Origin of the sequence: Pseudomonas sp. JS3066, assembly GCF_036328175.1 — a bacterium.
Classification (GTDB): Bacteria; Pseudomonadota; Gammaproteobacteria; order Pseudomonadales; family Pseudomonadaceae; genus Metapseudomonas.
In genome coordinates this window covers 4,674,342-4,699,811 of sequence record NZ_CP143312.1, presented here as the reverse complement: position 1 = coordinate 4,699,811, position 25,470 = coordinate 4,674,342, and the positions used below count along the sequence as shown (strand labels likewise).

General features: G+C 63.0%; 19 protein-coding genes, 1 other RNA gene and 1 pseudogene. 8 read left to right on the top strand and 13 right to left on the bottom strand.

Annotation, left to right across the window (positions count from 1 at the left end; genetic code table 11):
* Positions 1-89: 89 nt before the first annotated feature.
* From SA496_RS22215 to SA496_RS22195, 5 genes are all read right to left on the bottom strand, one after another.
* Positions 90-8,801 (bottom strand): GH36-type glycosyl hydrolase domain-containing protein, encoded by an 8,712-nt coding sequence (locus SA496_RS22215; RefSeq protein WP_330114473.1) that lies wholly within the window; start codon positions 8,799-8,801, stop codon positions 90-92.
* A gap of 28 nt (positions 8,802-8,829) precedes the next feature.
* Entirely contained in the window at positions 8,830-9,213 is a 384-nt protein-coding gene (locus SA496_RS22210; RefSeq protein WP_330114472.1) for a hypothetical protein, read from the bottom strand.
* A 119-nt stretch (positions 9,214-9,332) separates the two neighbouring features.
* Positions 9,333-9,569: a hypothetical protein gene (locus SA496_RS22205; RefSeq protein ID WP_330114471.1), complete on the bottom strand. Its 237-nt coding sequence runs from the start codon at positions 9,567-9,569 to the stop codon at positions 9,333-9,335.
* 42 nt (positions 9,570-9,611) lie between these two features.
* Positions 9,612-9,827, bottom strand: a complete 216-nt coding sequence (locus SA496_RS22200; RefSeq protein ID WP_120654483.1) for a CsbD family protein — start codon at positions 9,825-9,827, stop codon at positions 9,612-9,614.
* Positions 9,828-9,836: 9 nt separating this feature from the next.
* Positions 9,837-10,148, bottom strand: coding sequence for a hypothetical protein (locus tag SA496_RS22195; protein ID WP_153920533.1), 312 nt, complete (start codon positions 10,146-10,148; stop codon positions 9,837-9,839).
* A 183-nt stretch (positions 10,149-10,331) separates the two neighbouring features.
* On the opposite strand from SA496_RS22195, the gene SA496_RS22190 reads away from it, so the two are divergent.
* The 3 genes and pseudogenes from SA496_RS22190 (at position 10,332) to SA496_RS22180 (ending at position 11,564) form a co-directional block, all read left to right on the top strand.
* Positions 10,332-10,508, top strand: coding sequence for a hypothetical protein (locus SA496_RS22190; protein WP_153920530.1), 177 nt, complete (start codon positions 10,332-10,334; stop codon positions 10,506-10,508).
* Positions 10,509-10,897: 389 nt separating this feature from the next.
* Positions 10,898-11,136 (top strand): annotated as a pseudogene (locus SA496_RS22185) (tyrosine-type recombinase/integrase); the annotation flags it as partial.
* Positions 11,137-11,192: 56 nt separating this feature from the next.
* Positions 11,193-11,564, top strand: coding sequence for a hypothetical protein (locus SA496_RS22180; protein WP_120654485.1), 372 nt, complete (start codon positions 11,193-11,195; stop codon positions 11,562-11,564).
* A 127-nt stretch (positions 11,565-11,691) separates the two neighbouring features.
* On the opposite strand, the gene ssrA is transcribed toward SA496_RS22180, so the two are convergent.
* Positions 11,692-12,066: a transfer-messenger RNA gene (gene ssrA, locus SA496_RS22175) on the bottom strand.
* A 141-nt stretch (positions 12,067-12,207) separates the two neighbouring features.
* Here ssrA and SA496_RS22170 point away from each other — a divergent pair.
* Positions 12,208-15,126, top strand: a complete 2,919-nt coding sequence (locus SA496_RS22170) for a hybrid sensor histidine kinase/response regulator (protein ID WP_120654486.1) — start codon at positions 12,208-12,210, stop codon at positions 15,124-15,126.
* 39 nt (positions 15,127-15,165) lie between these two features.
* Here the strand turns inward: SA496_RS22170 and SA496_RS22165 are convergent, their stop codons facing one another.
* From SA496_RS22165 to SA496_RS22145, 5 genes are all read right to left on the bottom strand, one after another.
* Entirely contained in the window at positions 15,166-15,411 is a 246-nt protein-coding gene (locus SA496_RS22165; RefSeq protein WP_120654487.1) for a hypothetical protein, read from the bottom strand.
* Between the two features lie 129 nt (positions 15,412-15,540).
* Positions 15,541-15,819: a hypothetical protein gene (locus SA496_RS22160; protein WP_330114470.1), complete on the bottom strand. Its 279-nt coding sequence runs from the start codon at positions 15,817-15,819 to the stop codon at positions 15,541-15,543.
* A 211-nt stretch (positions 15,820-16,030) separates the two neighbouring features.
* Positions 16,031-18,844 (bottom strand): FAD-binding and (Fe-S)-binding domain-containing protein, encoded by a 2,814-nt coding sequence (locus SA496_RS22155; protein WP_330114469.1) that lies wholly within the window; start codon positions 18,842-18,844, stop codon positions 16,031-16,033.
* 58 nt (positions 18,845-18,902) lie between these two features.
* Entirely contained in the window at positions 18,903-20,048 is a 1,146-nt protein-coding gene (lldD, locus tag SA496_RS22150; RefSeq protein ID WP_153920527.1) for an FMN-dependent L-lactate dehydrogenase LldD, read from the bottom strand.
* A gap of 74 nt (positions 20,049-20,122) precedes the next feature.
* Positions 20,123-21,808 (bottom strand): lactate permease LctP family transporter, encoded by a 1,686-nt coding sequence (locus SA496_RS22145; protein WP_120654491.1) that lies wholly within the window; start codon positions 21,806-21,808, stop codon positions 20,123-20,125.
* 323 nt (positions 21,809-22,131) lie between these two features.
* On the opposite strand from SA496_RS22145, the gene SA496_RS22140 reads away from it, so the two are divergent.
* Positions 22,132-22,899, top strand: coding sequence for an FCD domain-containing protein (locus SA496_RS22140; protein ID WP_120654492.1), 768 nt, complete (start codon positions 22,132-22,134; stop codon positions 22,897-22,899).
* 45 nt (positions 22,900-22,944) lie between these two features.
* On the opposite strand, the gene smpB is transcribed toward SA496_RS22140, so the two are convergent.
* The gene (gene smpB, locus SA496_RS22135) at positions 22,945-23,424 is read right to left on the bottom strand and encodes an SsrA-binding protein SmpB (protein ID WP_028629989.1); all 480 of its coding nucleotides are present in this window, start codon (positions 23,422-23,424) and stop codon (positions 22,945-22,947) included.
* Between the two features lie 153 nt (positions 23,425-23,577).
* Between smpB and SA496_RS22130 the strand changes: the two genes are divergently transcribed.
* A complete protein-coding gene (locus SA496_RS22130) occupies positions 23,578-24,012 on the top strand; it encodes a type II toxin-antitoxin system RatA family toxin (RefSeq protein WP_120654493.1) in 435 nt (144 codons plus the stop codon).
* Positions 24,005-24,325 (top strand): RnfH family protein, encoded by a 321-nt coding sequence (locus SA496_RS22125; protein WP_153920525.1) that lies wholly within the window; start codon positions 24,005-24,007, stop codon positions 24,323-24,325. Before SA496_RS22130 ends, SA496_RS22125 begins: the two co-directional genes overlap by 8 nt.
* Before the next feature lie 53 nt (positions 24,326-24,378).
* Here the strand turns inward: SA496_RS22125 and SA496_RS22120 are convergent, their stop codons facing one another.
* A complete protein-coding gene (locus SA496_RS22120; RefSeq protein ID WP_120654495.1) occupies positions 24,379-24,912 on the bottom strand; it encodes an outer membrane protein assembly factor BamE in 534 nt (177 codons plus the stop codon).
* Positions 24,913-25,011: 99 nt separating this feature from the next.
* Here SA496_RS22120 and fur point away from each other — a divergent pair, with 99 nt between their 5' ends.
* On the top strand, positions 25,012-25,416 hold the full coding sequence (fur, locus tag SA496_RS22115; protein ID WP_120654496.1) for a ferric iron uptake transcriptional regulator: 405 nt from the start codon (positions 25,012-25,014) through the stop codon (positions 25,414-25,416).
* Positions 25,417-25,470 lie beyond the last annotated feature (54 nt).

The window sequence follows — 25,470 nt, the reverse complement described above, 5'->3', positions numbered from 1 at the left end:
TTCGGGGCTACCCCTCCTGGCAGCCCGGACTTCACCGGTGTCGCGTTACTCCTCTCTTTTCCCTGCTTTCCATGACCCAGCCGTAGGCATCAGGGGATGCCATCCTCGCGCCCCGGCAGCTTCGCCATCGTCTCTTCGCGCCCGCTTCGCGGCTGCGCGGGTCCGCAGGGTTGGCAGTGGATTTCTACCTGGTGTGTCCGGCCATCGTCCAGCAGCGGGACACGGCAATCCTGGAGCCATTCACCATCGAGGCTGACCTGCTGGCCGTCCGGCACGCCTTCGGTCTGAACCAGGTTGATGTGGTACAGCGCGGAACCGAAGCGGTAGCGCAATGTGTAGCCGCGCCAATCGGCCGGCAGCACGGGTTCGAAGCGCAGGCTTGCGCCCTCGCGTCGCAGGCCTAACAACGACTCGAGGATGAGGCGGTACATCCAGCCGGCCGCACCGGTGTACCAGCTCCACCCGCCACGCCCCAGGTGTGGGGTGCTGGCGTAGACATCGGCGGCCAGCACATAGGGTTCGATCTTGTATGTCTCGATATGGCTTGCGATGCCATGGCCGACCGGGTTGATCATCTCCAGCAGTTCCCAGGCGCGCGCGCTGTCGCCCATCTCGGCGAAGGCCATGCACGCCCACACCGCGGCATGGGTGTACTGGCCACCGTTCTCGCGCACGCCGGGGACGTAGCCCTTGATGTATCCAGGGTCGGGCAGAGAGTGGTCAAAGGGTGGTGCAAGCAGCAGGACCAGGCGGGAGTCACGTCGTACCAGATGTTCGAGGAGCGACTCCATCGCCCGGTGCCGTCGCCCGGGAGGTGCCACGCCGGAAAGCACCGACCAACTCTGGGCAATGGCATCGATGCGGCATTCGTCATTGCTGGCCGAACCGAGCGACGAGCCGTCGTCGAAGTAGGCCCTTCGATACCAGGCCCCATCCCATCCGTGTTGCTCCAGGCTTGCATGCAGCTGCGCGGCCTGTTCGTGGCAACGTTGGGCGAAGTCGGTATCGCTGCGCTCCTGCGCGATGTTCGCGAACCGCTCAAGTACCAGGTGCTGGAAGAATCCTAGCCAGACGCTTTCGCCCCGCCCCAGTTCACCGACACGGTTCATGCCATCGTTCCAGTCGCCGTCACCCATCAACGGCAGGCCATGGGCGCCTCGCGGCATTCCGCGCTCCAGCGCTCGCACGCAATGCTGGTAGAGGCTTTCCTGTAGCGTCGAATGTTCCGGCAGGTCGTAGTAGGACGCCTCGCCAGCATTCAGTTCGCGACCCTGGAGATAACCCACCTGTTCATCGAGCACAGTCTGGTCGCCGGTCAGCTCTACATAGCGGCTTACGGCCAGGGGTAGCCACAGGTAGTCGTCCGAGCAGCGCGTTCTGACGCCGCGTCCCATCGGTGGGTGCCACCAGTGCTGGACATCGCCCTCCTCGAACTGACGGGCTGCGCAGAGCAGCAGGTGCTGGCGGCCACTGGCCGGGGCGGTATGCAGCATGGCCATGCTGTCCTGCAACTGGTCTCGGAAGCCATAGGCACCGCCGGACTGGTAATAGCCGCTGCGGGCGAGGAAGCGAGAGGCGATGGCCTGGTACAGCAGCCAGCCATTGAGCATCAGGTCTACGGCAGGCTCGGCAGTTTCAACCTGTACTTGCCCCAGGGTTACGCGCCAGTGCTCGCGCACTTGCTGCAAGGCCACATGGGCCGCTCCCGAACTGAGGGCTCTGCGCAGCAGGGCGGTAGCGGTCTCGATGTCCTGCTCGGCGCCCAGGCAGAACACCAGCTCGTATGAGTCTCCGGGGGCCAGTTCGATGCCCGCCTGGAGGGCTGCGCAGGGGTCGAGGCCGCCACCAAAGTGCCCGAGGAGTTGCCCTTGCGCCATCGCCGCGGGTGCCTGGAGGTTGCCGTTGCGGCCGATGAACTCGCTGCGGTCGGCGGTACGGCTCCGGCTCGGCGGGTCCATCGCGAAGAAGGCCACCCGTCCCGGGAACTCCATCGAATAGGGATTGCGCGCGATCAGCGCGCCGGTGCTGCTGTCGACTTCGGTGACCAGGTGCATGGCGGTCTTGTCCCGCAGATCCCCGAGTACCCATTCGACATAACCGGTGACGGAGAGTTTGCGTGGCTGACCGGACAGGTTGCGGAGTTTCAGCAGGGAGTACTTGACCGGCGCGTCGAGCGCCACGTAGACCCAGAGTTCGCTCTCAATGCCTTTTTCACGGTGCTCGAAGCAGCTGTAGCCAAACCCGTGGCGTATTGCGTAGGTGCCGCTGCCGCGCCTGGGCAGGGGCGTGGGTGACCAGTAGTGCCCGGTCTCATCGTCCCGCAGGTACAGGGCCTCGCCGCTGAGGTCACGCACGGCATCGTTATGCCAGGGTGTCAGGCGGAATTCGTGGGCGTTCAGGTGCCAGGTATAGGCACTGCCACTCTCCGAGATGACGGTACCGAACGTGGCGTTCGCCAGCACGTTGACCCAGGGGGCCGGGGTGGCGACACCGGGTTCCAGCTTCAGCATGTACTCGTTGCCGTCGCGACTGAAACCGCCATAGGCGTTAGCCATGCACAACGCCGGGTCGGCTGCGCTGCTCATCGATTCCTGGGGCTGCACGGGCGGCAGGATGAGGTCCGGCTCGAAGCGTGGCCAGTAGGTCCTGGGCTGTCGACGCACGACCTGGTCCTGCAGAGTGCCGGCGGTGTCGCTGAGAATGACGCGCGCGACGGCCTTGATCAGGGTGCGATCTTCCTGCGAGAGCTGGTGTGCCGGACGCACGAAGATTCCGCCCGGACGGTCGATCAGGTTGGCTTCGGCGCCGGAGGTGATCAGCCCAATGATCTGGTCCTGGAGTTGCTGCCGGTAACCGGCACTGTCTTCGTTCCAGATCACCAGGTCGACGGCAAGGCCCTTCAGCCGCCAATACGCATGGGCCTGGACCAGCTGGCGCACCATCTCGATGTTGGCCGCATCGGTGATCTGTACCAGTACGATTGGCAGGTCGCCCGAAATCGCCTGGCCCCAGAGGCCGGACTGGTTGCGCTGATTTCCCGTCAGGGCGCCATTCTTCGGCCTCAGCGCGCTATTGGCGTAAAGGATGGAGGCCGCCATCTGCTCGTACAGCCAGGCGTCGGCATGGGAGGCATTGAGCTGGCGCAGCAGCACCTGGCAGTGGGTCCAGGCGAGGTCGAACACGCGGTCGGCGAGGTGGCGGTCGCGGTATTTGTCGATCAGTTGCAGGCATCCGTCGCGGCTGTCGCTGACGCCGCTGACCAGGTCGATGGTGGCGGCCTGGCCAGCGTCGAGGGTGATGCTGCAGCGGATCGCGACGATGGGGTCGAGGACGGAACCGGAGGTGTTGCCGAGGGTCTCCCGGCCGGCGTCCATGGCGGCTGGATTGACCAGATCGCGACCACGACCGATGAAGCGGGCGCGGTCGGTCTCGTAGGAAATAGCGTCTATGTCCGCACCGTGGACCGCCAGCAGGTGGCAGAACCAGGGCACCTGCTCCTTGTCCGATCGTGGCCGGCGTGTGCAGAGGATCGCCTGCAAGGGCGTGCACAGCTCGGTCTGGACGAACAGGTTGCTGAATGCGCGGTGCAGCGCATCGCTCATGGGGGGCGCGAGCACCACTTCGGCGTAGCTGGTGAGCTCGATGCTGCGCCGGGTTCGGGCGCGGTTGGTCAAGGTGATCCTGCGCAACTCGATGTCATCTTCCGGCGAGACGACGATCTCGCTGTGGGCGTCGAAGTCACGGTGGCGAACCCGGAACTCCGCGCGGGCATCGGAGAAGATCGCTTCGTGCTGGTCCGGCTTCTTCAGCGTTGGCTGGTGTGTACTGGACCAGAAGTCGCCGCTGGCTACGTCGCGCAGGTAGCAGAACATGCCCCAGTCGTCGCAGGTGGCATCTTCGTGCCAGCGCGTCACTGCCAATTCGCGGCAGCGGCTGTAACCGCCGCCGGCGCTGCTGATCATCACGTGGTAGCGGCCGTTGGAAAGCAATTGCACGGCCGGGTGGCGGCGTCCCGGATCGGCATAGATTCGCAGCCTGTTCTCGACCGGCCGGGTGGCGGTGCTGCTGGTTTGGAAATCGGCGGTGTACAGGAATTCCTGTGCGCTCCTGGGGACACGCTCTTGCAGTAACAGTGCGCTGGCCTGGAACTGCGGGTTGGACTCGAAGCGCTTCTGCATGGGGCGATCCCGTAGCAGGCTGACCAGCGCCAGCAGGCTCATGCCCTGATGGTGGGCCATGTACGAACGCACGACTGCGGAGTTTTGTCCGCGTGGCAGGCGCGCCGGGGTGAAGTCAATGGCTTCGTACAGGCCGTAGCGGCCCGCCAGACCCTGTGCTGCCAGAGCCTGCAGGTTGCGGCAGGCCAGTTCGGGGGCGACCAGCAGGGCGAGCGTCGTGGCGTAGGGCGCCACTACCCGGTCGTCACCGAGGCCACGCTTCAGCCCCAAGCCTGGTACGCCGAAAGCCCGGTACTGGTAATTGAAGTGTGCATCCAGCGTGTTGTAGCCCGATTCCGATACGCCCCAGGGGATTCCCAGTTGCTGGCCATACTCGACCTGCCTGGCGACGGCGGCGCAGCACGTCTGGTCGAGCAGGGTGCCTTCGTATCTCGGCATCACCAGCAACGGCATCAGGTATTCGAACATCGAGCCCGACCAGGACAGCAGCACCGGTACGCCTCGGGTGCTGGTGAGCAGGCGGCCGAGGCTGAACCAACTGGCCTGGGGCAACTGGCCGTGGGCAATCGCCACGAAGGTGCTCAGCCGCGCTTCAGACGCAAGCAGGTCGTAGTAGCTGGAGTCGAGACGGCGTTCGTCGACGTTGTAGCCAATGCAGAACAGGTTGCGCTGGATGTCATAGAGGAACCCGAAATCCATCATGGCCAGGTTTGCCGCTGCTTCGGCCAGGCGCTCGGCATTTTCGATCCGTGCGGCGGCGTGTCGACGCACCGCCAGGATGGGCTCGCGCATCGCTTCCGGCCATTGCCCGGCATCGAGCAGGGCGAGCTGGCGCCAAGAAGGCATGGGTGGGAAATCCACCGAAGCGGCTGAGTCGTCGACGTTCGGCAACAGGCACAGGCGCAGCTGGTCGTGCTGGTCCACGCATTGCGCATGCAGGGCTGCTACCCAGAACGCGGTATCGCTGTCAGGGGCGGCATCGCTGGCTGTTGCCAACTCATCCGCGCGGTCGCGCAGGACCTGCAGGAACTCGAATGCGGCCGCCAGCGATTCCGGTGGCTCGTCCAGCATGGCCTCCAGCGTGCCGCGAAACCTGCGCAAGGAGGCCCTGGTGTTACGGTCGTCGGTGCAGGCGGTCTCCAGTACATCGAGGGTGTCTTCCAGGCCACGCAGCTGTTCAGTGCGAAACGGGCTGTCGTCGGCCAGCGCCAGAAGTCCGGGGGCCAGGGTCAGCAACATGCCCGCCAGGTTGCCGCTGTCCACGGTCGACACATATTGCGGTGCCAGGGGCTGGAGGGTCTGGGTGTCATACCAGTTGTAGAAGTGCCGGCGATGGCGCTCGAGTTTCGCCATGCTGGCCAGTGTCAGCTCGCAGCGCTGCAGCAGGCGCTCGGCACTCAGGTAACCGAAGTCATAGGCGGCGAGGTTCGCCAGGATGGCCACGCCAATGTTGGTTGGCGATGTGCGATGGGCGATGGTAGTGGAGGGGTGTTCCTGGAGGTTGTCGGGTGGAAGCCAGTTGTCCGCAGGGCCGACAAGCTGGTCGAAGAAGGCCCAGGTCTGGCGTGCGAGGTTGCGCAGGAAGCGCAGTTCGCCTGGTGCCGGTACAAAGCGCCTGGGGAGCGCAGGCCTGCTCAGCCACCAGGCGATAGCCGGGCTCGCCAGCCAGAGCAGGAGCAGCGGCGCGGCGGCCGCCAAGGCCAAAGGCGTCATCGCCAGAAGCACTGCAAGCAGCAGGGTCAGTGCGGGGCCGGTCCACATCATCCGGTACAGGCCGCCCAGTTGATTGGTACTGGTTCTCTCCACTTCCCGTGAGGGGCTCCACTGCAACAGCTGCGTCTTGCTGAAGTACATGCGCCACAGCGTGCGGAGGATGGCGTCGAGGCTGTAGTGCGCCTCATGGGGCAAGCAGGCGAGGGTCAGCAGGGCCCGGGCAAAGTGCTGGGAAGCGCCGCGCAGCGTGGCGGAAAGATGCTGCCTCAGCGACATGTCGTGGGGCTTTCTCAGGAGATCGAGCAGCGAGGCGAGCAGCGGCGTGAGCATGCTGACGGCCAGTACTGCCAGGGTCCAGGCAACGGGCTGGGCCATCAGCAGCCAGCCCGCCAGGAACATGCAGAGAAATGCAGCGGGTTCCAGGCTACGGCGCATATTGTCGGCAATTTTCCAGCGCGCCAGGGCGCTCAGTCGGTTGCGCTCGTAGCCTCCCCGTGCGTCCGGCGACCATGGCAGGGTCCAGGGCAGGAGTTGCCAGTCGCCGCGAATCCAGCGGTGGTGGCGCTTCACATCGCTGCTGTAGCGAGAAGGGAATTCTTCGTAGAGCTGTACGTCACTGAGCAAGCCGGAGCGGGCGAAGCAGCCCTCGATCAGGTCATGACTGAGGATGCGGTTATCTGGAAAGTGGCCGCAAAGCGCGTGCTCGAAGGCATCCACGGCATAGATGCCCTTGCCGATGAACGAGCCCTGCTGGAACAGGTCCTGGTAGACGTCCGACACGGCACGGGTATACGGATCTACCCCGGCATCGCTGCCGAGCAGCCGGGCATAGGCGGAGCGGGCGGTGCTCGGCAGGCTGATGCCTACCCGTGGTTGCAGGATGGCGTAGCCACCGGTGATGCATTTTCCCTCTGTATCGAAGCGCGCCCGGTTGAGCGGGTGAGCCAGGGTGCCGATGAACTGCCGTGCCGCATCGCGTGGTAGCTGGGTATCGGTATCGAGGGTGATGACGTAGTTGACCTGCTGCAGGATGTCGATCCCGCCGACGATCAAGGCGAAGCGCTCCAGGCCGTTGCCGCGCAGTACGGCGTTGAGCTCGGAAATCTTGCCACGCTTGCGCTCGAAGCCCATCCAGCTCGCCTCGGCGGGGTTCCAGCGACGCGCCCGATGGAAGAGGAAGAAGCGGTCCTCGGCTGCATCGGGGTACTTGCGGTTCAGTGCTTCGATGCGCTCCTGCGCCAGGGCCTGAAGCTCGGCGTCCTGTTCGCGGACCTCGGTGCTGGCGTCCAGGAAGTCGCTCAACAGGCCGAAATGCAGATGGGGGTCGCGGTTGGCGAGGAACCGTACCTCGAGGCCTTCGCAGAGTTCGTCGATGTCCGCAGCGCAGCCGATCAGGGTCGGCACCACCACCAGGGTTCGCGCCTCGGCAGGGATGCCCTTGCGATAGTCCAGGCGCGGCAGTTGGTGCGGAGCCACGGTGAGGGTGACCAGCCAGTTCACCAGGCTGATCGCCAGTCGGCTCGCCATCAGGGCAGCTGCCAGTGCCAGCAGGGTAATGGCGAAGGTGGGCAGCCCGCTGGCTTGCGCCCAGAGTATGAAGGGCCAGGTCAGGCCCAGTGACAGCAGCGTCACCGGAGCCAGATAGAAGAGCAGCGGTGCGCTTTGTAGCAGGCGCTCCCAGCGTTCCCGCAGTGTCGGCTTCACGGACAGGCGTCGCTCGAGTTCAATCCGCCCCTTGTCGATCAGGTAATAGCCGACGTGGCCAGTGATCCCTCCGGGTGCTGCACCACCGGCCAGCTCGAGGGCCCGGCGAGCCACTGTCGTCTCCGGGCTCGCGCAGTGTTTCGCCAGGTGCTCCACTGCATGTCGATAGAGGTCCCGGGTGGCGAATTCCATGGTTTCGTATATGCCGGCTGGGTCCTGTCGCAGGGCCTGTTCGACGTGGCTCATGTCTTCGACGAAGTCGCGCCAGTCGGTTGCCGACAACAGACGCAGGCTGGCGATGCTGTTGCTGATGGCCACCTGGTCGGCGGCCTGCTGCTGGGCATCGGATGACACGAGGCGCTCGATGCTCAGTCCGGTTTCGGCCAGGTGCTGTTCGATCCAGCTCAAGGGCAAGGCCAGTGCTGCGCTCTGGCCCTGCAGGCGTCGGGCGAGTTCTGCGACGAAGGAGCTGGTCATCGGTGGGTCGGTGCGCGCCATGTCAGCCACCGTCAGCACGACGCTTTTCGGGTCCTGCTCGGCAATCTCGGCCAGCCGGTCAGCCCAGTCATCGGCCAGGTTGCGGTCCCCCCAGTTGGCCATGACGCGCGCGGCCACACGGCGCAGGTTTTCGATCAGTGCCAGGCGCAGCATGATGGGAATGGCCCAGAGTTCGCCAAGTTTGAGCGGCGTCACGTTCTGGTAGGCATTGACGAAGTGACCAAGGCTGCCACAGTCCACCCTGCCATCTCCGTGGGAAATGGTTTGCAGGGCGATGTCATAGACCCTCGGCAAGCCCTTGGAATCGCCGGAGGCTAGGTGAGGAAGCTCGTGGCAGTAGCCCTTGGGCAAGTGCTTGCGGGCGGTGCGGATCTGCTCTTCGATCAGGTAATGATTGTCCAGCAGCCATTCGCCGGCGGGGGTGATACGCCGGCTGGACAGTGAGGCCGCGGTGAGGATCCGACAGCTGCTGGCCAGGGTTACTTCGTTATCGGCAAGTCGCTGCAACAACCCATCCGGGGTCCGATTCGGGCTCAGTCGGTGCATCCCGGCCAGGGCCGGGCCGTGCTGCTCCATCTGCTCGGCGCTGAACAGGTCCGAGCGCAGGTCGGGTTCGTACTCGAAGTTTCGAAACGCCGTTCGCCAGCGCAGGAGCCTCGTGTTGAAACGTGGGATTCGGAGCGATGCCAGGGTACGAAAGATGTCCATCCCGGGGCCTGAGGTAATGGTTGCCGCTTCAGGGATCAACCCGCTGGATATCGGCACGATCCAGCAGGAAGCCGCACAGGAGGCCAATGCCAAAGGCAGTTGCGTGCCAGGGGCCAGCCACCAGTGCCAGGGGCATCAGCAGAAGCACACCGAGCAGGACGAAAATCACCAGCAGCGGCGGAATGGTCGAGCGCACATGCGCCGGTCGCGGCCAGGTTGCGTAATGCCGCAGCAATGCAACGACGGGGCGCGTCGCTGCCAGGCCGATCATGGCCAGGGCCGTAGCTTCCTGCCATGCCTCCAGTGGCCCAGCGAGCAGCAGAAAGATCACCAGTACGAGTGCCGCGCTGCTGTTCATCAGCAGGTCCAGCCGATTCGCCATGGAGTTGCGTTTGAGTTGGAACAGATTCATCAGGCGTTTCCCCGCCATGAGGGGCTGTGCAGCGTTGTCTAGTCGAGTCTCTAGGCGTCGGCAGTGGGCGTCTGTCTGCTACCGCACATAGGCGGGACAGGGGAGAGGGGGCTTGCGAGTCAGTCGATCCGGCACGAATTCTGGGGTTTCGCAGTGTCGGCCTTGGCCGGCCGGGTGACGCTTTGCAGGCTGATCAGGTCCGCGCCATCGGCATACAGGCTGTCGTAGCGCATCTGGTTGGAGGTCGAGATGGGGACGTTGAAAACAGTGGGCGTATCATCTGGCGGGCTCTCTCGCCGAGTGATCCGGATGATGTTGCCGGAGCTTCTTGCAACGACGAAGTATGCAGTGATCATGGGCTGTTCCCTTGTTGGCGCAGGCCCCTGCTGCACGCGCAGCTACAGGGTGCGGCTTCTCTCGAAGAAGCTGAGCACTTGTTTTTCAGCCTCTTCATGGGTCATCTCGTAGCGTTCCTCGATCAGGTTCGCCAGCTTTTGTGCATCCCCTTCGGAGTTGATCAGCTCGGCCACGGTCAGCTCGTCCCAGAGGATCCTGGCGGTACCCACCAGCTCTCGCCATTTGCTCTTGATGATGTCTGCAAGGAGCCTGCTCATGGTCTGTCCTCAGTCTGCGGATGGTGTTAAGCGTTTCGGAGCCTCGTCAGGGCCCGGATTGGTAAGTTCGTCATCGCCGCGCGGGGTGATGGAATGATGGAAGGCCGGCGGCATTTGCTCCTCTTGTCGCTGAGGCTTGTTACCCGAGGCCGCCTCCCTGGTTTGACGCGCCAGTAACAACGCGCAGCGTTTCTTGATGATGGCGTCGACCCTTTCCAGGAAGTGATGGAGGGCGTGTGCTCGCTGCAAGTGCGGCGGGATGTCCGGCTTCTGTGCAGGGGCGACGGTGTCGGCGTCGTGGCTGTCGGCTTTATCTGTCATGTCTGTTCCTTGAAGGGCATGCGAAATGCTGTGCTTCAAGCAGCGTGGCAGTACCGTCGCGCGCAGTCGGTGCGTTGGAGCACTTAGCCGTCTGTGGGATGACGCACCGAGACGCCCGGTCCGAACTGCAATGCTCGATGGGCAAGGCACTGCCCACCGCAGCGCCAGCACCCCGAGGTCGCCATGCATACCCACATCGATCCCAATCCGCCGCGCAAACCTCGCAAGCCGAACTCGAAGCACTCACCGCGGATCAAGACCCCCGGTGAGCTGCTGCACAAACGTGCCGAGGAGGCGAATGAAGCGGCACGCGTACCGCAGGATGACGAATTGGCTCCGCACCAGGGGCCGACGCCTTGAGGTGGCTTTGCTGCAAAGCATCAGTGCTATAACGCACCGACAGCTCTCAAACGACCTGACACGCTGACAGCACCAGCCCAAAGCGTATTGGGCGTTATCGAGAGCACCATGAACATCCAAAGCTGTTGCGACAAACCCGTCCTCCCGCCGGTCATCCGCAAGCCCCACGACCCGCGCGAGCCCAGCGAGAAATCGCGACACTTGCCGTTGTTTTCCCGCTCGGAGCTCTACTCGTTCCCCGACCCGGAGGAAGACGCCGAGGCAGTCCCGGACAGCGAGCCCGCAGGTCCCGGGACATCCCGGCCAAAGGGGCACTGCGAATAACGATTACGCCGGAATCCGGCAGCACATCAATACACCGCTGTCGCGGTTTCGGTGCGGGGGCAACGATTCAGCTACCCAAAGGCCAAGCGGCCCACGCATTGCGGCATACCTTTGCAAGCCACTTTGTCCAGAATGGCGGCAACATCGTGACCCTCCAGGAGTCCTGGGGCACTCCACGCTGGTGATGACCCTGCGTTATGCCCACCTTTCGCCGGATCATCTTCAGGACGCGATCCGTTTGGGCCGCTCGGTACTCCTTCTATTCAGCTCCTCGATGTCGTGTGGCCTTTCGGAGCTGCACTGATAGTCTTGTGCCATCATTCAAGGGCTTGTTCGTTGATAGCAAGGAAGGAGTGGGGCATGACAGCTTATAAGCCGGAGAAGGTCAGCGATGAAGTTGTTAAGGAGGCCCTAGAGGGGATCTCAAAGGCATCGGAGAGCGCTGCAAAGGTTGATGCGGAAGAATTGAAGGCAAGTGCCGCCACCTCAGAAGCACTGATGGAAGCTTTGAAGGAGGCAATCAAGAATGCTGATTCCCCTGAGGAGCGGATGCGGTACGCGAAGATGGCGGAAAATGGGGACAAGCGGCAGAAGAAGGAAGCCCGTGATTGTGGGGAGCGCTCCACAACTACTCAGCGAGGGAATATGAGAATCGGTGCGATGATCGCGACAGGCCTTGGTGCCGCTGCGCTAACGGCAGGCGCGGTTTTTTTGCACGGGAAACTGAAGTAGGGAGCTTTGCAAACCCTTGCTTCGACCCGAAGGGTCATCGATGTTCGACACTTCTTCGAGACATCCAGGCAGAAACGAAAAAGCCCCTGAAATTCGCTAGGAAAATCAGGGGCTTAGTCGTTGTTTTTGGTGGAGCCGGGGGGATTTGAACCCCCGTCCGCCAGCTCTCCGCTTTCGGGACTACATGCTTAGCCAAGTCTACTGAGTTAGCTCTTTGCGGCCCGACTGGCAGGGTGCTCAGAGCGAGCTGTATGAGTTTTAGCCGTTACGTCTACAGCGAACTTGGCGGCGATCCTGTTCTATCTGACAGTCATTTCGGGTTTACAGGCATCCCCTCATGACTGCTGGCAGCCGAAGCCGCCAGAAGGGTTAGGCCGCGAGGGCCGCCCCGTAGTTGTCGTCGTTGGCAACTAATAGTTTGCAGCAGCTAATTTACGAGGTCTGCTACCAGCTCGGCATGCCCCTAGAGTTTTGTTACCGGCGTCGAATCCTAATCGGCCCCAAGAACTGCAGGGTGTACAACAGTGCGGATTCTACGGCAAAAAGGGGGGCAGCGTCGACCGCGCTTTTAACCTAATGTCATGGGTGCTTGCGATATGATTGCAGGCTATTGTCAGGAAGACCTTTGAGCCGAGACGTCGCCATGCCGCGTTCTGCCCGAACTCCCCTCCGCCAGTGGATCTGGCGTGCCTTCGTACAGAGTGCCCTGATCCCGCTGATTCTGGTCGAATCGGTGTTGATCACGGCTTATCTGTTGACCAACAGTGCGATTCGCGATGCCCAGGTGGACTACCTGCAGCAGAGCGCGCTGGAGGACTTGAGTGGCGCGGTGCTGCGCGAGGGAAAAGTGATCGATATGCGACTGCAGGGCATCGAGGTGCCCACGCGCCTGTTCCGTGATGCGGTTGGCCGGGCGATTCAGGATCGCAGCTTCAGGCCGGATGACCTGGAGCGCCAGCGGCATGTGCTGAGTTCGGATGGCGTCTATTACACCCGCACCGACGATGGCCGCGCCGCGTCCTTCTATGCCAGCAGCACGCCGGTGGAGAAGCAGGATCACGACAAGGCCCTGCGCCTGTCCCAAGTCGACCCGCTCATGCGTTCCATCCGCGAGTCCAACCCGCTGGTGGCAGCGGTCTACTTCAACAGCTGGGACAGCTACAACCGCATCTTTCCGTTCTTCATGACGCCCGAGCAGTATCCCCATGACATGGTGATACCCAACTACAACTTCTATTACCTCGCCGACGCCAAGCACAATCCGCAGCGCAAGACGGTCTGGACGGACGTTTACCTCGACCCGGCCGGACTTGGCTGGATGATGTCGGCGATCACCCCGGTCTACCGTGGCGATTTCCTTGAAGGGGTGGTGGGACTGGATATCACCGTCGGGCAGATGCTTGGCGAGATAGGTAGCTTGAAGGTGCCGTGGCAGGGCTACGCAATGCTGGTGAGCCGCGACCACAGCATCATGGCGCTGCCGGAGGCGGGCGAGCGTGATTTTGGCCTGCGCGAACTGACCCGCTTCTCCTACGACGAGGCCGTGCGCCGCGAAGTGCTCAAGCCCGAGGACTTCAACCTGGCTCGCCACCGCGAGATGCAGCCGCTGCTGGAGGCCATGGCCGCCGGCAAGGGCAATGTCCAGGAAGTCGAGTTGGGTGGGCGCAAGCAACTGGTGGCCTGGGCCGAGATTCCGCAAACCGGCTGGCGGCTGATGATGGTGGTGGACGAGGCCAACATCTTCAAGGAAACCAACCGGCTCGCTGAGCGTTACCAGCAGATCGGTTACCTGCTGATCGCCGGACTCGGTTTCTTCTACGCGCTGTTCTTCGCCTGGATGTGGTCGCGGTCACGGCGGCTCAGCGGTGAGCTGGCCACGCCCATGGCCGGAATCATGGGCATGATGAAACGCATCGGCCAGGGCGACTTCCGCCCACCTGCACCCAGTAGCCGCATTGCCGAACTGCAGGCGTTGGCGGAGGCGGTGCAGCTTAGCGGCGCGCAATTGCAGGCGAGCGAGGAGGAGCGCCTGGAAGCCCGGCGCAACCTCGATCTGGTGCTGGAGAGCACCACTGAAAGCCTCTGGGAAGTGGATGCCATCACCCTGTCGATCAAGATGAGTGGGCGATTCGTCAAACGCTTTGGCCTTCGCAGCGACAACATCACGTTCGCCGAATTCAACGAGCGTGTGCACCCGGACGATGTGGAGCGGGTGCGTCGCCTACGGATGCTGTTCTCGGTCAGCGACCAGGACAACTTCGACGCCGAGTACCGCTTTGCCGATGTGGAGGGGCGCTATTCCTGGTTGCTCAGCCGCGGCAAGGTGCTTGAGCGCGACTCCGACGGCCGAGCCCTGCGAGTCGCTGGTACACACGTGGATATCACCCGGCTCAAACAGGTGGAAGAAGAGTTGCGTGTCGCCAGTCGCGAGGCCCAGGCCGCGAGTCAGGCCAAGAGCCGCTTCCTGTCCAGCATGAGCCACGAACTGCGTACGCCGCTCAATGCCATAAACGGCTTCGCCCAGCTCATCGCGCTGGAGGCGGAAGGGCAGGAAGATCGCAAGGTGGAAGGGGATTACGCGCAGGAGATCGTCAACGCCAGCCGTCACCTCACGTCACTGGTGGACGACATTCTCGACCTGTCGAGCATCGAGAACAGGCGCCAGAAGCTGCAGCTCAAGCCGGTAGAGATCGGCCCGTTGCTGGCCAGCTGCTCCGAACTGATCCAGCCCGAGCTGCAGGCGCGCAACCTGCAGTTGCAGCTGATGCCGCCGCCTGCACCGCCGTTGCACGTGATGGCGGATGCCCGGCGCCTGCGCCAGGTGATGCTGAACCTGCTGTCCAACGCGGTGAAGTACAACAGCCCACAAGGGATGGTGAGCATGGGCTACGAGATACGCCCGGCCGCGGTGCGTCTCTGGGTGGCTGACAGTGGCCCGGGCCTGAGCCAGGAGCAGCAGACGATGCTGTTCCAGCCTTTCCAGCGGCTGGGCCGGGAAAACTCGACCATTCCGGGAACCGGTATCGGTCTGGTGCTGTGCCGCGAACTGGCGGAGCTGATGGGTGGCGAAATGGGCTTCAGCAGCGCGCCGGATATCGGTAGCCGTTTCTGGATCGACCTGCCCAGTGTTGCGGCATCGGACGACTTCGAGCCGCCAGCGCCGGTCAAGCCTGACTTGGAGGAGCCGCAGGTACTGCCGAAGGTGCTCTGTGTGGAAGACCATCCGGCCTGCCTCAAGGTGTTGCAGGAAGGCCTGCGCGACATGGCTGAGGTGCGCGGCGCCGGCTCGGTGGGCAAGGCGCTGGGACTGTTGGCGGATATCACGCCGTCGCTGTTGTTGCTCGACCTGGACTTGCCGGACGGTGATGGCCTCGATGTGCTCGACTTCGTGCGGTCGAGCCCGCGTTTGGCAATGACGCCAGTGCTGGTGGTGAGTGCGGCTGTGGATGAAAAGCTACTGGCCGAAGCGCGCCGTCGCGGTGCCGACGCCTGCCTGAGCAAACCTGTGGACTTGAAGCAGGTGCGCCGCATGGCGCTTTCGCTGCTGGGCCAGGAGGCCTGAAGCCCAGGATCCAGCTCGCGCTGGATCCTGGGCGATTTCCTATTCGCTGGACTGCAGCAGGTTCAGCGCTTCAGCCAGCACTTTCTCAGACTCGGCATGATCGCCGGAGTTATGCAGCTCTTCGCCCTCGGCGCGGAGCTTTTTCACTTGATCGAGTACGGCGGGGTCAGCGGGTGGATCGGTCTTCAGGATTGCATCGATCTTTGCCATATCTGCTGGGCAGTGTGAGGCAAGAACTGGAGCACTGAGCAGTACGGCGGCAAGGAAAACGGCAAGACGGCGCATGTCGAACCTCCTTTTCGGGTTAACCGCTGAGCAGTATAGGTAAGCCCCTGACTTGTGCCGCATGGTTGGGATAACGGCGAGCAGGGCCGCGCGCAGCCCCACTCAAGTCACGGAAGGGTTAACCCGGTATCAGCTGGATCCACCCGAGCCGCCATCCGTAGCCGGTTGCTGGAGACGTTGCAGGGCCATGCTGCTGTGGTTGATACAGGCCTTGGTGTCACCACTCTGTTGGGCCTGTTCGGCCTTCATGCGCAGGTCCTCGACCTCCTGGCGCAGTGGGTCGCCGAGGTTGGTGTTGGTAGCCATGGCATCGTTGAGTTTCTGCAGGTTGACTGCGCACAGATCGTCGGCGGCGAATATGGGCGAAGCAAGCAGGGCGGCGGTGATGAAGAGGGCGGTGCGTTTCATGGGGAGTCACCTCTCGATTTTTCGGCACTCGGGGCCTTCGTGTCCGAGACGGATAAGCCCGTGGCCATTTGCAGGGCTCATGGGGGTGGACTGCCCTGTTTGCGAGGGGGTTCAGGTTTTTTGCCCAAGTGGCAAGACGTGGAATGTTTCGCTGTGGGGCGAATTCATTCGCGAATGAATTCGCCCCCACGCAGCGAGGCGCTGCCCTGACTCACGCCACTACACGGGGACGGGTAACGCGGTCCACCAGGTAGACCAGCCCGTGATAGTCGATGCCGCCATGCTGGGATAGGCCGATCTCGCAGGTACGACTGGTGGAGATGCCTTCGTCGCAGATCTGCACGGCGTCTTTCAGGGAGCGCAGGGAATGGGCATTCAGTTCCGGGGTGGTGAATCCCTTGTCACCGGCGAAGCCGCAGCAATGGATACCTTCCGGTATCACGACTTCCCGCGTGCAGCGTTTGACGATATCGATCAGACCCTGTGCCTCGCCCAGGTGCTGGGTGCTGCAGGTGACATGGATGGCCACTGGTTTGTCCTGGGGGGTGAAGTCCAGCCGTTCCAGCAGATAGTTGCGGATGAAGCGCACTGGGTCGAACAGCTGCAGGCGTGAATCCAGTCCGTCCTGCACCAGGCGCAAGGTGCAGGGGCTGGTGTCGCAGTAGATCGGGTCCAGGCCGCCGCGGCTGGCGCTGAGTAGGGCATCCACCAGTTCGCGGCGCTTGTTTTCGGCCTGATCGGCGTAACCCTTGGAAGCAAACGGCTGGCCGCAGCAGAGGCTGTCGAGGTTCTCCGGGAACACCACTTGGTAGCCGGCCTTCTCCAGCAGCATTCGAGTCTTGTCGATCAAGGGCACCTGCTCGCGGTCGCCTGCCGATGGGCCCATGGCGCGGGAGACGCATGCTGCGAGGTAAACCACCCTTGGCCGATTGCCGGTGGTGGGCGGGGTAATGTGGATGGGGGCTACGGCCTGGGGCAGGGCGGGTGTCCATTGTGGCAGGCGGTTGCCGGAAAGCTGGCGCAGGGCACCGGAAGCTTTCTCCAGCAAGGGCGCGCCGAGCACGCGGCGGGCGCCGTTGGCGACACGCAGGGTCAGGCGCGCGCCGCTGAGGGCGGTAGCGAAGTGGCCGGCCAGCCAGTTGGCGCTGCCAGCATGGAGGGCGCTCTTCGCACGTAGCTTGCTCACCAGATCACCGGTATTGATGCCCACCGGGCAGCGCTGGGCGCAGAGGCCGGTGGCGGCGCAAGTGTCGATGCCCTGGTATTGGTAGGCCTGTTCAAGTTCGATGGTGTCGATGCCCGCGCGCTGTTTGGCCTGAATGTCACGCCAGATCACGATGCGTTGGCGCGGACTCAGGGTCAGTCCCTTGGATGGGCATACCGGTTCGCAGAAACCGCATTCAATGCACTTGTCGACGATTTCGTCGGCGGCCGGAAGCGGCTTGAGGTTCTTCAGGTGAATGTCGTTGTCTTCACTGAGTATCACGTCAGGGTTGAGCACGCCGCGTGGGTCCAGCAGGCGCTTGATCTTCCACATGAGCTGATACGCATCGCTGCCCCATTCCAGTTCGACGAAGGGCGCCATATTGCGTCCGGTACCGTGTTCGGCCTTGAGAGAGCCTCCGAACTCCACTGCCACCAGTTGCGCCACGTCCTGCATGAAGGCTTCGTAGCGGGCCACCTGTTCGGGGCTGTCGAAACCCTGGGTGAAGACGAAGTGCAGGTTGCCCTCGAGGGCGTGGCCGAAAATGATCGCTTCGTCGTAGCCGTGCTTGTCGAACAACGCCAGCAGGCGATTGACGCCTTCGGCCAGTTGCTCGATGGGGAAGGTGACGTCTTCGATGATCACTGTGGTGCCGGTCTGGCGTACAGCTCCGACGGCGGGGAAGGTGTCCTTGCGGATTTTCCACAGCAGGTTGTAGACGGTTGGGTCTTCGCTGAAGTCGACCTTCTGTTCCAGCGGGAAATGAGCAATGGACGCCATGATCTGCGCCAATTGCTCGTGCAGCAGGCTCTGGCTGGCCGCGCGGGATTCGATCAGCAGGGCGCAGGCGTTGGCCGACAGTCCTTTCACCCAGTCGGGCATGCCGGGCTTGCTCTGGACCGAGCGCAGGCTGCGCCGGTCCAGCAGTTCCACTGCCGAAACCGGCTGGCTTTTCAGCAGGGTCACCGCCTTGCAGCAGCTTTCCACGTCGGGGAAGACGATCAGCGCGCTGGCCTTATGCGGGTGGTCGGGCACGGTGTCGTAGGTAACTGCACTGATGAAGCCGAGGGTACCTTCGGAGCCGACCAGCAGGTGGCTGAGGATATCCAGGGGCTGGTCGAAGTCCACCAGGGCGTTGAGCGACAGGCCGGTGGTGTTCTTCAGGCGGTACTTGTGGCGAATCTTCGCAGCCAGTTCGGTGTTGGCGCGGGTCTGTCGGCCCAGCTCGGCCAGCTCGGCCAGCAGTGGGCCATGGCTGTGGCGGAAGGCAGCGATGCTGGCAGGGTCTTCGGTATCCAGCAGGGTACCGTCGGCCAGCACCAGGCGCAGTCCGGCGAGGGTGTGGTAGCTGTTCTGCGCGGTGCCGCAGCACATGCCGCTGGCATTGTTGGCGACGATGCCGCCGATCTTGCAGGCGTTGATGGAGGCTGGGTCCGGGCCGATCTTGCGGCCGAAGGGGGCCAGCCAGGCGTTGGCCTGGGCGCCGATGACGCCGGGTTGCAGGCGAATCTGTGCGCCGCCTTGGCGAATGTCGCGGCCGTTCCAGTTGTCACCCAGGACCAGCAATACCGAATCGGTGATGGCCTGGCCGGAAAGGCTGGTGCCGGCCGCGCGGAAGGTCACCGGGACCAGTTCGGCGTGGGCGGCTTTCAGCAGGGCAATGATTTCGGCTTCACTCTCCACGCGGATCACCAGCTTGGGAATCAGCCGGTAGAAGCTCGCGTCGGTGCCGAAGGCCAGGGTGGACAGCGGATCGTCGAAACGACGCTCGCGGGGGATCAGGTGTTCAACGGTGTTGAGGAAAGGAATCGGCAGGCTCATGCGGTGTCCCGTCTATTTGTCGCGGGCCGCGGGCGGCCCGCCGGAGTTGGGTGGCCGGTCAGCGACCGAGTTCGCGTACCAGCGAGTCGGCGCTGATTTCGCCGATGGATTTGGCGCCGGTAAGCACCATGGCCACACGCATTTCCTTTTCAATCAGGTCCAGCAGGTTGCTTACGCCTGCTCCGCCTGCTGCGGCCAGAGCGTAGACGAAGGCGCGGCCGAGCATCACGGTGTCGGCGCCGAGGGCCAGCATGCGCACCACGTCGAGGCCAGTGCGGATGCCGGAGTCAGCGAGAATCTTCAGTTCGCCCTTCACTGCATCGGCGATGGCCGGCAGGGCGCGGGCGCTGGAAAGCACGCCATCGAGTTGGCGGCCACCGTGGTTGGAGACAACGATGCCGTCAGCACCGAATTTCACCGCGTCTTTTGCGTCCTCGGGGTCGAGGATGCCCTTGATCACCATCGGGCCTTTCCAGAAATCGCGGATCCACTCCAGGTCCTTCCAGGAAATCGATGGATCGAAGTTGGCGCCGAGCCAGCCGATGTAGTCGGCCAGGCCCGTGGGGTTGCCCCGGTAGGTGGAGATGTTGCCCAGGTCATGGGGCTTGCCCAGCAAGCCCACATCCCAGGCCCAGGTCGGGTGGGTCATGGCCTGGAGGACACGGCGCATGGCTGCGTTCGGGCCGCTCATGCCGGAATGGGCATCACGGTAGCGCGCGCCCGGTACCGGCATGTCGACGGTGAATACCAAAGTCGTCACGCCGGCGGCCTTGGCGCGCTCCAGGGCGTTTTTCATGAAGCCGCGGTCTTTCAGTACGTAAAGCTGGAACCACATGGGCCGGTTGATGGCCGGCGCGACTTCCTCGATCGGGCAGACAGAAACGGTGGAAAGGGTGAAGGGAATGCCTTTGTTCGCCGCCGCTTTGGCCGCCTGTACCTCGCCGCGACGCGCATACATGCCGGTCAGGCCAACAGGGGCCAGCGCCACCGGCATGGATAGGGTCTCGCCGAACAGCTTGGTCTCCAGGCTCAGCTCGGACATGTTCCGCAGCACGCGCTGGCGCAGGGCGATGCTGGCCAGGTCTTCGACGTTGCGGCGCAGGGTGTACTCGGCATAGGCGCCGCCGTCGATGTAGTGGAACAGGAAGGGCGGGAGCCTGCGCTGAGCGGCGGCACGGTAGTCGGTAGAGGCGGAGATGATCATGTAGTCGGTCCGGGGCGGGCTTCAGGGCAGTATGGGAGAACCGGGCTGCCGCGCGGGGCAGCCCGGGCGCTCGATCAATGTACGAGCATGCCGGTGAACACGTAGGCCTGAGCCAGCGTGATCAGGCCGACCATGGCGGCGAACATCAGGCTGTGCTTCAGGGTGAAGCGGAACAGGTCGGATTCCTTGCCGACCATGCCTGTGGCTGCGCAGGCAACGGCGATGGACTGCGGCGAAATCATCTTGCCGGTCACGCCGCCGCTGGTGTTGGCCGCTACCAGCAGGGTGTCGTTCACGCCGATCTGGTGCGCAGTGGTGGCCTGCAGGGAACCGAACAGGGCGTTGGACGAGGTATCCGAACCGGTGAGGAACACGCCCAACCAGCCGAGGAACGGCGAGAAGAACGGGAAGGCCGCGCCGGTACCGGCCAGGACAAGCGCCAGGGTGGTGGACATGCCGGAGAAGTTGGTGACGAAGGCGAAGGCCAGCACCATGCCGATAGAGAGGATCGGCCACTTCAGCTCGACGAAAGTTTCCTTGAGAGTGGTCATACCATTTTTGATATGAATCCCGAGGATGGCCATGGAGATCAAGGCCGAGAAGAAGATCGCGGTGCCGGTGGCGGATACTGGGTCGAACTTGTAGACGGCCGGAATGGCGGTGGCGGTGGCCACGATGGGTGCGCCTTTCATCACCAGTTGGTCGAGGTGCGGGATGGCGATCAGGAAGACGAACTGCTCCAGTGCGCCTCCCGGGGCGAACATGGCCTTGAAGGGCTTCAGGGTCCAGATGGTCACCAGTACGGTCAGCACCAGGAAGGGCGACCAGGCCTTGAGGATCTCTCCGAAGCTGTAGGGTGAAGGTGTGGTATTGCGCGGCCCGCCGAAGCCACCCATCACCGCTGTGCCGCCAGAGATGCCGACCACTTCGCGGTCTTCAGCGCGTTTGGGCTGCCACACCTTCAGGAACAGGGTCAGGGACACCAGGCTCACCAGCGCGGAGGTAATGTCGGGCAGTTCCGGGCCGATGAAGTTGGAGGTGAAGTACTGGGTGACAGCGAAGCTGGCACCAGCCACCAGGGCTGCCGGCCAGGTTTCCTTGATGCCGCGCCAGCCGTCCATCATGGCTACCAGCCAGAAGGGCACGATGATCGACAGCAGCGGCAGTTGGCGGCCTGTCATGGCGCCGATCTTGAAGGCGTCGATGCCGGTGACCTGGCCTGCGACGATGATCGGGATGCCCAGGGCGCCGAAGGCCACCGGTGCGGTGTTGGCGATCAGGCACAGGCCCGCTGCGTAGAGCGGGTTGAAGCCCAGGCCGACCAGCAGGGCGGCGGTAATGGCCACCGGTGCGCCGAATCCAGCTGCACCCTCGAGGAAGGCACCGAAGGAGAAACCGATCAGCAGGACCTGCAGGCGCTGGTCATCGGTGATGGACAGCACGGAGCTGCGGATCACTTCGAACTGGCCGCTCTTGACCGTGAGTTTGTAGAGGAACACCGCCGCGACGATGATCCAGGCGATGGGCCAGAGCCCGTAGGCGAAGCCGTAGCCGGCTGCAGCGAACGCCATGTCCACTGGCATCTGGAAGGCGAAGATCGCCACTGCCAGAGACAGCGCCAGGGTGATGGTGCCGGCGATGTAGCCCTTCATGCGGAACACCGCCAGGGCCAGGAAGAAGAAGATGATCGGAATCAGTGCGACGAGCGCCGACAGCCCGAGGCTGCCGAGAGGGGTATAGATCTGCTGCCAGGTTTGCATCGTGGGGTGGCTCCCTAATTGTTTTTGGAGTGCCTGTTTGCCGGATCGGGCGAAGACCGTTGCGCTTGTGGCGCGGCGGCAGGCGAAGACCGAGTCGGCGCTGCGTGTCGGAATAATTGGTAATACCAATTTACAAAAGCGACGGCTCAGAGTAAAAGCCTGAATATCGTTGTGTCAATTTGCCGCTTTGCGACTTTGGTCGAGCGGCCGATGGAAGGTGTGCTTCTTGTGCGTGACTGGTGGGCTGGTTAGGCTGCCGCGTCGCGCCCCGTAGGCGCTGTGTTTTAAGGCCGCCCGAGGCGGCGTGAAGGGTTGGTAGAGCAATGGGATTCGGTCAGGTACGTCAGCGCCGCTTGTCGGACGATATCGTCAGTCAGCTTGAGGCGATGATCCTCGAGGGCACCTTGAAGGCCGGTGAACGGCTACCTGCCGAGCGTGCGCTGGCCGAGCAGTTCGGTGTGTCACGCCCCTCGCTACGTGAGGCGATCCAGAAGCTGGTGGCGCGAGGGCTGCTGGTCAGCCGGCAGGGCGGGGGCAACTATGTCGCTGCCGAGCTGGGGGCGACGTTCAGCGATCCCTTGTTGCAATTGTTGGAGAGCAATCCCGAGGCCCAGCGCGATCTCCTGGAGTTTCGCCATACCCTGGAAGGCTCATGCGCGTACTACGCGGCGCAGCGGGCGACGGAGGTGGATCACGAGCGCCTGACAGAGGCCTACGAGAGTCTTCAGGCCTGCTATGCGCCGGACAGCAAGGCAAGTCGGGCGGAGGAGGGGGCGGCGGACGCGCGCTTCCATCTGGCAATTGCCGAGGCCAGCCACAATGCGGTGCTGCTGCACACCATTCGGGGACTCTTCGATCTGCTGAAGCACAATGTGGTAACCAACATCGGTGGGATGTACCTGCAGCGTGGTGAGACCCGCGACATGCTGACGAAGCAACACCGGGCCCTCTATGAAGCGATCATCGAGCGGCGTGCAGTCGATGCGCGGGAGATTTCCCATCAGCACATCCAGTACGTTCAAGAGGTGCTGGAGGAAGGTCAGCTAGAAGCGCAGCGGCTGGCGAGATCTCAGCGGCGTCAGGGTATCTGAGGCAAAAAAACGCCGGGCAGTGCCCGGCGTTGTTTTGTGTTGGGCTTATTCCTTGCCCTTGGTACGCATGGCCCGCGCGATCTCACGGTCGGAGTCGCGCTCCTTCTCCGTGGCGCGCTTGTCGAATTCCTTCTTGCCCTTGGCCAGGGCGATCTCGCACTTGATCAGGTGCTTCTTCCAGTAGATCGACAGCGCCACGCAGGCGTAGCCCTTCTGCTGAACCGCGCCGAAAAGCTTGCCCAGCTCGCGCTTGTGCAGCAGCAGCTTGCGGGTGCGCACCGGGTCGGCAATCACGTGAGTGCTCGCCGTCTTCAGTGGGGTGATGTGGCTGCCGAGCAGCCAGGCTTCGCCGTCTTTCAGCAGCACATAGCTGTCCACCAGCTGTGCCTTTCCGGCGCGCAGACTCTTCACTTCCCAGCCGGCGAGAGCCAGCCCGGCTTCGAATTTCTGTTCGATGGAATAGTCGTGCAGCGCCTTCTTGTTGAGGGCGATGGTGCCTTCCGGATGTTTCTTTTGCTTAGCCATAGGCGGCGCATTATAGGGAGTCGCAGACGGCGCGGCTACGGCGGCGTAGGCTTGAGCGATGCTGGTGAATCTCCGACAATGCGGCACTTTTTTGATCAGTCCGGCCCTGTGCATCCCTGCGCGAAGCGGTCTGGAACCCTGTTTGAGGCCAAGATGACCACCCATATCCAGCGCTCCGCCCTGTTGCCATTCCCTGCGCAGGCGCTCTACGACCTGGTCAACGATGTGGCGCGCTACCCGGAATTCCTGCCGTGGTGTTCGGCTGCCACCGTCATGGAGGAGAGCGAGAGTCATATGCTCGCCAGGCTCGAAGTGGCCAAGGGCAGCCTCAGCCAGCGCTTCGTCACCCGCAACAAGCTGGACGGGGGCAGCATGATCGAAATGAATCTGGAAGAAGGCCCCTTCAGTCAGTTGCACGGCGTTTGGCATTTCAAGTCGTTGGGAGACAAGGCCTGCAAGATCAGTCTGGATCTGCGGTTCGATTACGCCGGCCCGATCATCAAGGCTACCCTGGGGCCTTTGTTCACCCAGGCTGCCAATACCATGGTGGACGCGTTCTGCCAGCGTGCGAAGCAGCTCTATGGCTAATGCTGTGATCCACATCGAGGTGGTCTACGCCCTGGCCGGCCACCAGCAGTTACTCCGCCTTGATGTCCCTGTGGGCATCAGCGCCCGGGAGGCGGTGCTGCGTTCGGGCATGGCGGAGCACTTCCCCGACCTGGATCTTGCCAGCTGCCCGCTTGGCATCTTCGGCAAGGCGCTGCCGAACCCGGAAGATCGATTGTTGGAGGAGGGGGATCGAGTGGAGATATATCGGCCGCTGATCGCTGATCCGAAGGAAGTGCGCAAGCAGCGAGCAGCAAAGGCTGCCCAAGTGCGTGAGGGTGAGCGGGGCGCCTGAATCCCGTCCATGAAAAAGCCCGGGACCAGCCCGGGCTTTTTTGTTGCCGCGTGTTATTGCGGCGAGGTTTCCAGCGGCTCCGGAATCGGCACCGGTACCGGCTCTGCGCTGTCCACTTCTTTCTGGATTTTCTCCAGCAGGGAACCCGGCGCTGCCGGTTCTTCGGCCTTTTGTTGCTCTTTCGGCTGTTCCGGTTTGGCTTCGGTAGTCGTGGTGGTGCTTTCGCCGCCGAGGATCGCTTCGTCACGGCTCACGCCGGGCATGAAGTCGCCAGCCAGTCCGATCAGTTGGTCGTTGCCGTCGAACATCAGGCTGACGCGCTCCTGTAGGCGTTGACCGCCGCCTGGCTGGATGCTGTAGAGGTAGTCCCAGCGCTTGGCGTGGAAGGTGTCGGTGATCAGCGGGTTGCCCATGATAAACCGCACTTGACGCCGGGTCATTCCGGGCTTCAACTGGTCTATCATGTCTTGCGTTACGACGTTGCCCTGCTGGATGTCGATCTTGTAGACCCCGGGAAACGAGCAACCGGCGAGTGCGAGCAAGCCTGCGAAGGAAAGGCTGGTCAGCAGGAGCTTGGTGTTTTGCATCGGTGGGAGACTTCCACTATCTTGGCTGGGCACGAAAAGTCCCGATCATACCTGCATTAAGGGAAGCTGCGAAAGCCGCATTCCTCGAGAAAACCGACCATGGTTGAAAACAACGAACTGCGTAAAGCCGGCCTGAAGGTGACCTTGCCTCGGGTCAAGATCCTCCAGATGCTCGACTCCACCGAGCAACGCCACATGAGCGCGGAGGACGTTTACAAGGCCCTGATGGAAGCTGGTGAAGATGTCGGTCTGGCCACTGTCTATCGAGTTCTGACCCAGTTCGAAGCGGCGGGCCTGGTGGTTCGTCACAACTTCGACGGCGGTCATGCAGTGTTCGAGCTGGCCGATAGCGGCCATCACGACCACATGGTGTGCGTCGATTCCGGTGAAGTGATCGAGTTCTTCGATCCGGAAATCGAGAAGCGCCAGAAGGAAATCGTCAAGGAGCGTGGTTACGAGCTTGTTGACCACAATCTGGTGCTGTACATCCGCAAGAAAAAGTGAGCGCTTCGCGCAAAGGAAAAGGCGACCACAAGGTCGCCTTTTTCGTTTGGGTTG